Origin of the sequence: Mesorhizobium carmichaelinearum (assembly GCF_900199455.1) — a bacterium.
Classification (GTDB): Bacteria; Pseudomonadota; Alphaproteobacteria; order Rhizobiales; family Rhizobiaceae; genus Mesorhizobium; species Mesorhizobium carmichaelinearum.
This window is the reverse complement of record NZ_FZQR01000027.1, coordinates 60,552-68,480: the sequence shown is the minus strand read 5'-3', so window position 1 is coordinate 68,480 and position 7,929 is coordinate 60,552. Positions and strand designations below refer to the sequence as shown.

Annotated in this window: 7 protein-coding genes; 3 read left to right on the top strand and 4 right to left on the bottom strand. The window is 62.0% G+C overall.

Annotation, left to right across the window (positions count from 1 at the left end):
* Positions 1-46: 46 nt before the first annotated feature.
* The 3 genes from CKW40_RS34780 to CKW40_RS34770 all read right to left on the bottom strand — a co-directional run bounded on the left by CKW40_RS34780 (position 47) and on the right by CKW40_RS34770 (position 2,202).
* The gene (locus CKW40_RS34780) at positions 47-745 is read right to left on the bottom strand and encodes a helix-turn-helix transcriptional regulator (RefSeq protein ID WP_095204233.1); all 699 of its coding nucleotides are present in this window, start codon (positions 743-745) and stop codon (positions 47-49) included.
* 45 nt (positions 746-790) lie between these two features.
* Complete coding sequence (locus CKW40_RS34775; protein ID WP_095204232.1) at positions 791-1,723, bottom strand: NAD(P)-dependent alcohol dehydrogenase; 933 nt, start codon at positions 1,721-1,723, stop codon at positions 791-793.
* A gap of 101 nt (positions 1,724-1,824) precedes the next feature.
* Positions 1,825-2,202: a nuclear transport factor 2 family protein gene (locus CKW40_RS34770; protein ID WP_095204231.1), complete on the bottom strand. Its 378-nt coding sequence runs from the start codon at positions 2,200-2,202 to the stop codon at positions 1,825-1,827.
* 231 nt (positions 2,203-2,433) lie between these two features.
* Here CKW40_RS34770 and CKW40_RS34765 point away from each other — a divergent pair, with 231 nt between their 5' ends.
* Positions 2,434-4,872: a GcvT family protein gene (locus tag CKW40_RS34765; RefSeq protein ID WP_095204230.1), complete on the top strand. Its 2,439-nt coding sequence runs from the start codon at positions 2,434-2,436 to the stop codon at positions 4,870-4,872.
* Between the two features lie 95 nt (positions 4,873-4,967).
* Here CKW40_RS34765 and CKW40_RS34760 read toward each other — a convergent pair whose 3' ends face one another.
* Complete coding sequence (locus CKW40_RS34760; RefSeq protein ID WP_095204229.1) at positions 4,968-5,858, bottom strand: LysR family transcriptional regulator; 891 nt, start codon at positions 5,856-5,858, stop codon at positions 4,968-4,970.
* A gap of 103 nt (positions 5,859-5,961) precedes the next feature.
* Here CKW40_RS34760 and CKW40_RS34755 point away from each other — a divergent pair, with 103 nt between their 5' ends.
* Together CKW40_RS34755 and CKW40_RS34745 are read left to right on the top strand one after the other, a co-directional pair.
* Entirely contained in the window at positions 5,962-6,852 is an 891-nt protein-coding gene (locus tag CKW40_RS34755; RefSeq protein WP_095204228.1) for an NmrA/HSCARG family protein, read from the top strand.
* Positions 6,853-7,163: 311 nt separating this feature from the next.
* Positions 7,164-7,913 carry a DUF4142 domain-containing protein gene (locus CKW40_RS34745; protein WP_095204226.1) on the top strand — a complete coding sequence of 250 codons (750 nt, stop codon included), beginning with the start codon at positions 7,164-7,166 and terminating at the stop codon, positions 7,911-7,913.
* The last annotated feature ends 16 nt before the right edge of the window (positions 7,914-7,929 follow it).

The window sequence follows — 7,929 nt, the reverse complement described above, 5'->3', positions numbered from 1 at the left end:
GGGCGGGCTGGGTCGAACAGTGCGCTGCAAGGAATGGATGCTCGGTTCAGCCGGATAGTCTCGCGGTTTCGCCGTCAACCTTGGCTCGCCATTGCTTGGCCAGATCGCGGCGGCGTCCCGGGTAGCGGCCAGCCTGCAACTCTGCCCGGCCAATGCGGTCCGTGCGGAACAGCCGAAAGTCCTGCCGCAACTCGCACCAGCCGGCGACGAAGCGCTTCGTCTCGACAAAGCCAAGCATGATCGGCCAGATGATCCGCTCGGTCTCAGGCCCCTTGGGATCACGATAGCTTATGAGCAGCTTGCGCTGCTCGCGCATCGCCTGGCGCACGATCTGCAAATCGATATCGTTCGCATGGGCCGGCGCACGGCCGACATGGAAGGCGTTCTCATTCAGTGTGGGGCGCAGCTCGACAGGCAGCACCGCACCGATCTTGCCAAGCAGGTTTTCTGCGGCGAGCGCGAGGCCAGGATCCGTCTGCCGGCTTACCCATTGCGCGCCAAGCGTGAGCACGTGCATTTCCTCTTCCGTGAACATCAGCGGCGGCAACAGGAAGCCGGGCTTCAGGATGTAGCCAAAGCCCGGCTCACCGTCGATTTGTGCTCCCAAAGCCTGCAAGGCGGCGATGTCACGGTAGATGGTCCGCAAGGAAACCCCGGCTTCGCGCGCAAGCTCGGTGCCTGGCACCGGGCGTTGGTGCCGGCGCAGCATCTGCATAAGTTCGAAAAGCCGGTTGCTCTTGGACATAAGGCTATCATAGCACACACCGTGCCAAACTTTGGCAGCAGGCTGTCAAGCCATGGACACCAAGCCTTTTCCGCCGAGTCTGCGGCCGGATTCAAGGGCGGTCACCAGCGCAATCGCATCCTGAAGACGAACGATTTCCACCACCGGCAGCTTGAGTGCCCCTTCGCCAGCCGCACGGGCGAGATTGTCGAGAATGTCGGCTCTCGCCGTGCAGATGATCGGCTTCAGGTGCCGGTTGAACAGCGCACGGATGAACTTGACCGGCGTTGGGTTGATGTCGAGATAGAAGCCACCCTTGCGCAGCATGCTGAGTCCAATGGCAACGGTCATCGTGCCGGCGGTATCGTAAACCACGTCGTAGCGGCTGCCGATCTTCGAAAGGTCCGTGTTGCGATAATCGAAAACGGCTTGAACGCCGAGGTCGCGCGCCCTTTGCATCGCATCAGCGCTGCAACTGCCCGACACTACCGCGCCAAGCATGCGGGCGATTTGAACCGCTGACTCACCGACGGCGCCAGTGCAACCGTTGATGAAGACGTGTTTCCCGCTCGTCAGGCCCGCCTTGTCGACCAGGCCATTCCAGGCAGTGATGCCGGGAGTGGCAAGGCAAGCCGCTTCCTCAAAGGAGATGGAATTCGGCTTCTTGGCAACGAAGGTTTCGGGCACGACTACGGCTTCGCCGATTGCGCCGCCATTTTTGATTGGCGTCAGGCCAAACACGGCATCGCCAACCTTGATGCGCGAAACGCCGGGACCAACCGAAGTGACGGTCCCTGAAAAATCGCTGCCCAGGGCGCGGGGGAATGTTTTCCCCGTCACCATCTTCAGCGCGCCGTTGCGCACTTTCCAGTCGATGGGATTGATGGCCGCGAAGTGGACCTTGACGGCAACCTCGCTTTTGCTCGGCGCGCGAAGCTCGAAATTCTCGAGCTTCATCAAGTCCGGGCCGCCATAGCGGTCATATTGGATGCGTTTCATAACTCGTCTCTCAGGGATGGAGATCACCTCGGCCAAGCTGCTCGGCCGTTCGGTTTCAAGGGCGCTGGTAGTCATTGGGGACTTCCGTCTGCCGGCGCGGCTCAGTGCGGTTGAACCGTTTTCAGATATTCGGCGAAGGGCGTGCCGTCGTAGATCACGGTCGTCGATGCGAGCTTGCCGTTCTTGATGACGACGTGCTCGGCGACAATCGCGCTCGGCACCGGATAGGTTTCCGCATTGTAGACAATGACGGCGTGGTCATCGTCGCCAAAGGCTGCCAGCAGCGTCAGCGTCTTGATCATCGAGGCGAAGCCTTCCTGAAAGCCGCGGAATGCCTGTGCGCCCTGAAGCTCTCCCACCGGAGAAATGCAGACCACGTCTTCGGCAGAAATAGAGACAATCTTGTCTGCGTCCTTGTTGGCCATGGCGTCGAAATAGGCCTGCGCGATCGTTAGGGCCTTGCCGTTTGTTCCAGTCATCGTTCTTTCCTTTGTTCGGTTTCGATGACCGGCATATAGAACATGGCAGTGACAGATTTTGTCAGCATGATGCGCAGTGAGCGCCAGACGGCGCGATCGGCACCGCGGCCGAGTACGGCTTGCATAAATCCAGCTTATCATCACCCCTAGTTTTTGAAGACGTTACACGGCCTTTCGCCGCCTGTAGCTTCGACGCTACACAGTGGAAATGACTGGGGAATTGGTGGGTCGATGCAGACACATGCGCGGGTGGTGATTGTCGGTGGCGGGTGCGTCGGGGCGGGCATCCTTTACGGTCTGGCAAAACGCGGTTGGACCGACGTCGCGCTGCTCGAACGCACGCAGCTGACCGCCGGCTCGACATGGCACGCGGCGGGGCTCGTCCCGTCCTATGCCCGCAACATCAATATCGGCCGGATGATCAACAAGACCATCGAGATCTATGAGCGGCTGGAGGCCGAGACCGGCCAGCCTGTCGGCTGGCACAAATGCGGCCAGTTGCGCATCGCCAATTCCAGGGACCGGTTCGACGAATACAAGAGCTATATGAGCGTCGCCGACGTTCAGGGCATGCGGGCGCATCTGTTGTCGCCGGCGGAGGCGAGGGCGCTGTGTCCGCTTCTCGACAACAAGCATATGCTCGGCGCGCTCTATCATCCCGATGACGGCCATATCGCACCGGCCGACGTGACCCATGCCATGGCCAAGGGCGCGCGGGATCTGGGCGCCAAGATTTACCTGAACACCGAGGTCACCGGCTTTCAGCGGACTGCAAGCGGCGAATGGCGGGTCGCGACCAATAAGGGCGACATCATCTGCGAGCATGTGGTCTGCGCGACCGGCAATTACGCACGCCAGACCGGCGCGCTGCTCGGCCTCGACATCCCCGCCATCCCGATCCTGCACCAGTACTGGATCACCGAGCCGGTGCCGGAGATCGTGGAGCGCAAAAAGCAGGGACGGGCGGAAATGCCGATCCTGCGCGACGAGGGTTTTGAAGGCTATCTGCGCGAGGAGGGCGACGGCTTCATGTTCGGGCCCTACGAGCGCACCGAACACCTCAAACTGTTCGCCGAGGACGGTGTTCCCGCCTGGTTCGGCGCCGATCTCGTCGAAGAGGATTTCGAGGCGGTGTCATGGAACTGGGAACAGGCAACGCAGCTCGTGCCGGCGCTGGGACGCGCCGGCATCAAGGCCAATGTCCGCGGCCCCTTCCAGATGACGGCGGACGAGCTTCCGCTGATGGGACCGGCCTGGGGCCTGCCCAATGTGTGGCTGGCCGAGGGCGTGCCGGGCGGCATATTGTGGGGCGGCACGATCGGCTATTATCTGTCGGAGCGGATCGTCGAGGGCACCAACAGCCTCGACACCTCCGATCTCGATCCGCGCCGCTTCGGCGACTACGCCAACAAGGCCTGGACGCGCGAGAAAGTCCGCGAGGCCTGGGGCACGCATGCGGAGCAGAAATATCCGGGACAGGACATGCCCGCCGCCCGCCCGCAGAAGACCGCGCCGTCCTATGCGCGGCTGACCGAGCTCGGCGCGGTCTGGGGCGTGCTCAACGGCTGGGAGATGCCCAACTGGTTCGCGCCTAGGGGTGTCGAGGCCAAGGACCAGTATAGCTGGCGCTGGACCGCCAAGGGCGTGTTCGTCGGCGAGGAGGTGCAGGCCGTGCGCAACGCCGTCGGCCTCGTCGAAATGACGCCGATGACCAAGTTCGAAGTGTCGGGGTCAGACGCGGCCGCCTGGCTCGACAGCATCCTCGCCAACCGGCTGCCGGCGACCGGCCGGGCCGTGCTGGCGCATCACCTCACCGCTGGGGGCGGCGTGCAGGCGGAATACATGGTGGCGCGGCTTGGCGAAGACAGTTTCTATCTCATTTCGACGCCACGCGCCGAGCGCTGGAATTGCGACGATCTCTCAAAACTTCTTCCCGCCGATGGCGGCGTCAGCCTGAAGAATGTCACCAACGAGCGCGGCTGCTTCACCGTCGTCGGCCCCAAGGCGCGAGACGTGCTGCAGCCGCTGACCGAGATCGATCTGTCGAACGCAGCCTTTCCCTGGTTCGGCGTGAAGACCGGCGGCGTCGCGCTTGCCAGCGATGTGCGCATGCTGCGGGTGAACTACGAAGGCGAGCTCGGCTGGGAACTCTATCATCCCATGGTCTATCAGCGGCAATTGCTCGACGCGATCCTGGGAGAGGGCGAGAAACACGGCATGCGGCTCGTCGGGCTGCATGCGCTGGAATCGCTGCGGCTGGAGAAATCCTACCGCGCCATGTACCGCGACATGAATCCCGAGCTCAACGCGCTGGAGAGCGGGCTCGAGCGCTTCATCCGCCTCGACAAGGGTGACTTCATCGGTCGCGACGCGGTCCTGAAATACAAGGACAAAAACGACCAGCGCCGGTCGGTGACGCTCAGGATCGAGACCGACGGTGCCAGCACGCTCGCTTCCGAAGGCTTGTACATCGACAGCAAGCTGGTCGGCCGCATCACGTCGGGCGGCTATGGCTATACGCTCGGACATGATGTGGCGCTGGCGCTGTTGCCCGAACGTCTCGGCACGCCCGGCACCAAGCTCGACGTCGCCATACTGGGGGAATGGAAGACCGCTGAAGTCATCGCGGATTCGCCATATGACCCCACCTCGGCCAGGGCGCGGATGTAGCGCGCAGCAGACGTTAGCAAAGGTATTGAGGGCACGCTTGCAGCTTCCATTGTTTTTTGCATAGGGCTGTCGGTGCCCGAAAGCGGCTTCGGTCATCACCTGCCAATGTAGGCGGCGAGTTCGTCCGGCGTCCCATTTGGGAAAGCCTGTTTTAGAAAGTCCAAGAACGCCGACACTCGCGCGCTGAGCAGCCGCCGCGATGGGTAGAGCGTCCAAATCGAGATTTCGGGACCGTCAATATCCCCCCAATTCACCAGTGTGCCGTCAGCCAAGTCGTGGCTCACCAACGAAATGGGAAGACGTCCTGCACCGACGCCGGCTCGCACGGCATCCCTAACCATAATGAGCGTCGACAAAACGAGAACCTGCTCGACTGTAATTGTTGACCGGCCACCTTGTGTCTTCACGTGCCATGTTTGCAGTTCGCCTGCCCCGCGCGCAACGCCGGGCGCGGCGCGCTCACCGGTGCTGCGAGGAAGATCGGGGCTCGCCACAACGATCAGGCGGTCGCGGAGAAACGCCCGTCCGACCAGGCTTTCGTCGGGATCTGGATTGACCCGGATTACCAGATCGTAGCCTTCCTCGATCATGTCGACAGGCCGGTCCTCAGTCGTCACTTCAAGCTTCACCTCCGGGTACTTAAGGGCAAAGCCCGCGGCGATCCTTCCCATTGCGGTCTGCGAAAAATGTAAAGGTGCGCTGATCCGTAATCTCCCCTTGGGTCTCTGGGCGCCCGAGGCAATCGCCGAAGTCGTCTCGTCCAATTCGGCAAGCAACGCTCCCGTCCGCTCGAACAGCGCCCGTCCTTCTTCGGTGAGCTTCAGGTTACGCGCACCGCGTTCAAACAGGCGCAGATCAAGACTGCTTTCCAACTCTGCAACGCGCCGGGACAGCGTTGCCTTGGGCCGGCCGGTGGCCCTTGCCGCTTTGCCGAAGCCACCATGGCGGGCAACGAGATTGAAATCGGCGAGCGCAAGAAGATCCATGGGTGTTCCACCAGTGAGACGTTGGGTCTAAAATTTCCGTCTATTGGGCTCTCAGTGAGCCACACATATTGGCGGTGTCAAGCAACCCAACAGGAGAAATTTCATGACCATTCTCGTTACCGGCGCCACCGGCAATATTGGCCGCCAAGTCGTCGAACACCTCGTCAGGCACGACGCTGATGTCCGTGCTCTCGTCCGCGATCCGTCGAAAGCCAGCTTCCCGGCAGGCGTATCCGTCGTGCAAGGCGACTTTCTCGATGTCGATTCGCTGCGCAAAGCCATGTCAGGCGTTTCAACCCTGTTCCTCTTGAACGCCGTGGTACCGGACGAATTCACCCAAGCGTTGATCGCGCTCAACGTCGCCCGGTCGGCCGGCATCGAGCGCATCGTCTATCTGTCGGTGATCCACGCTGACGTCTATGTGAACGTGCCGCATTTCGCGGGCAAGTTCGCCGTCGAGCGAATGATCGAGCAGATGGACTTCAAGGCTACGATCTTGCGCCCGGCCTACTTCATCCAGAACGATCTGATGATCGAAGACGCCATCACCGGCTACGGCACCTACCCAATGCCGATCGGCGCCAAGGGTCTCGCCATGATTGACGTCCGTGATATCGCCGAGATCGCCGCCCTTGAGCTGCTGCGCCGCGAGCAGTCCGCAGAGCCGCTTGCGCTCGACCGGATCAACCTCGTCGGTCCGCAGACACTGACTGGGACGGATATCGCCGCCATCTGGTCCGACGTGCTCGCCCGCCCGATCCATTACGGCGGCGATAATGCAGAGGGCTTTGAGCAAAATCTGAAGCAGTTCCTGCCCGCCTGGATGGCATACGACATGCGCCTGATGGGCGAGCGCTTCTTCACCGAAGGGATGTTGCCTGAGGACGGCGACGTCGAGCGCCTGACTGCGCTTCTGGGCCGCCCACTGCGCCCGTATCGCGACTTCGCCTCAGCAATCGCTGGTTCGCAGGCGATAGAGACGGCGGCGAGCTGAGGAGTAAAGCCGGCTGGCTCTACAATGCCTGGATCAATCCCTCAAACCGCCAGCGAATACTCCAGATCGCGCAGTGGAAGCCGGCGCACCCGCTCTCCGGTGGCGGGCGTTGCCGAGTGCCGGCGCGGGGCATTGACCCTCTTGGCGATGGCTGCTGCCTCGCAGGCATAGTCTTTGACCGGCCGCCGCCCGAAATCACCGCCGACACGGTTCGCGGCCGGTCCCGCCAGATTATCTCTGACCGTCCGGAACAAAGCCGACTGGCGCAGGTTAGGTCCCCAGCACATGTGTGCATGAAAGGACCTTCCCCAATGAAAACACGCCTATTTCTGGCCTCACTGGCCACAGCTACAGCCATGGCTTTTGCCCTGCCTGCACTCGCCGCCGACAGCGCGCAGGACTTCGTCAACAAGGCCGCTGCGGGCGGCATGTTCGAGGTCGATTCCAGCAAGGTCGCCGAAGGCAAGGTGCAGGATCAGAGCGTCAAGGATTTCGCCCACAAGATGATCGACGATCACGGCGCCGCCAATGCGAAGCTGGAGACGATCGCCGGCGAGCAGAAGCTGACGGTTCCCAAGGAGTTGGATGCCAAGCTCAAGGGTGATGTCGACACTCTGCAGAACGGCAAGGATCCGATCGACGCCCCCTACGTCCAGATGCAGCGCGACGCGCACGCCGATGCCGTGAAGCTGTTCGAGAGCTACGCCAAGGACGGCGACAACGCCGAGCTGAAGACGTTCGCCCAGCAGACGGTGCCGACGCTCAAGATGCACCAGGAGATGATCGAGAAGATCGCAGCGACCATGGGCACCCAGTCCTCGGATTCGCAGACGCCCAAGAACACGGTCGGCGGCGCGCCCGACCCCATGCCTCCGCTTCCCGGGGCCAACAGCTTCACCGAAGACCAGGCCAAGGGCCGCATCCAGGATGCCGGCTTCGCCGATGTGTCGAAGCTGACCAAGGACGACCAGGGCATCTGGCGTGGCCAGGCCAACAAGGACGGCAAGAACACCACCGTGGCGCTGGACTACAAGGGCAACGTCGTTGCCGGCGTCAACTGAAACTGAAATCCAGGAG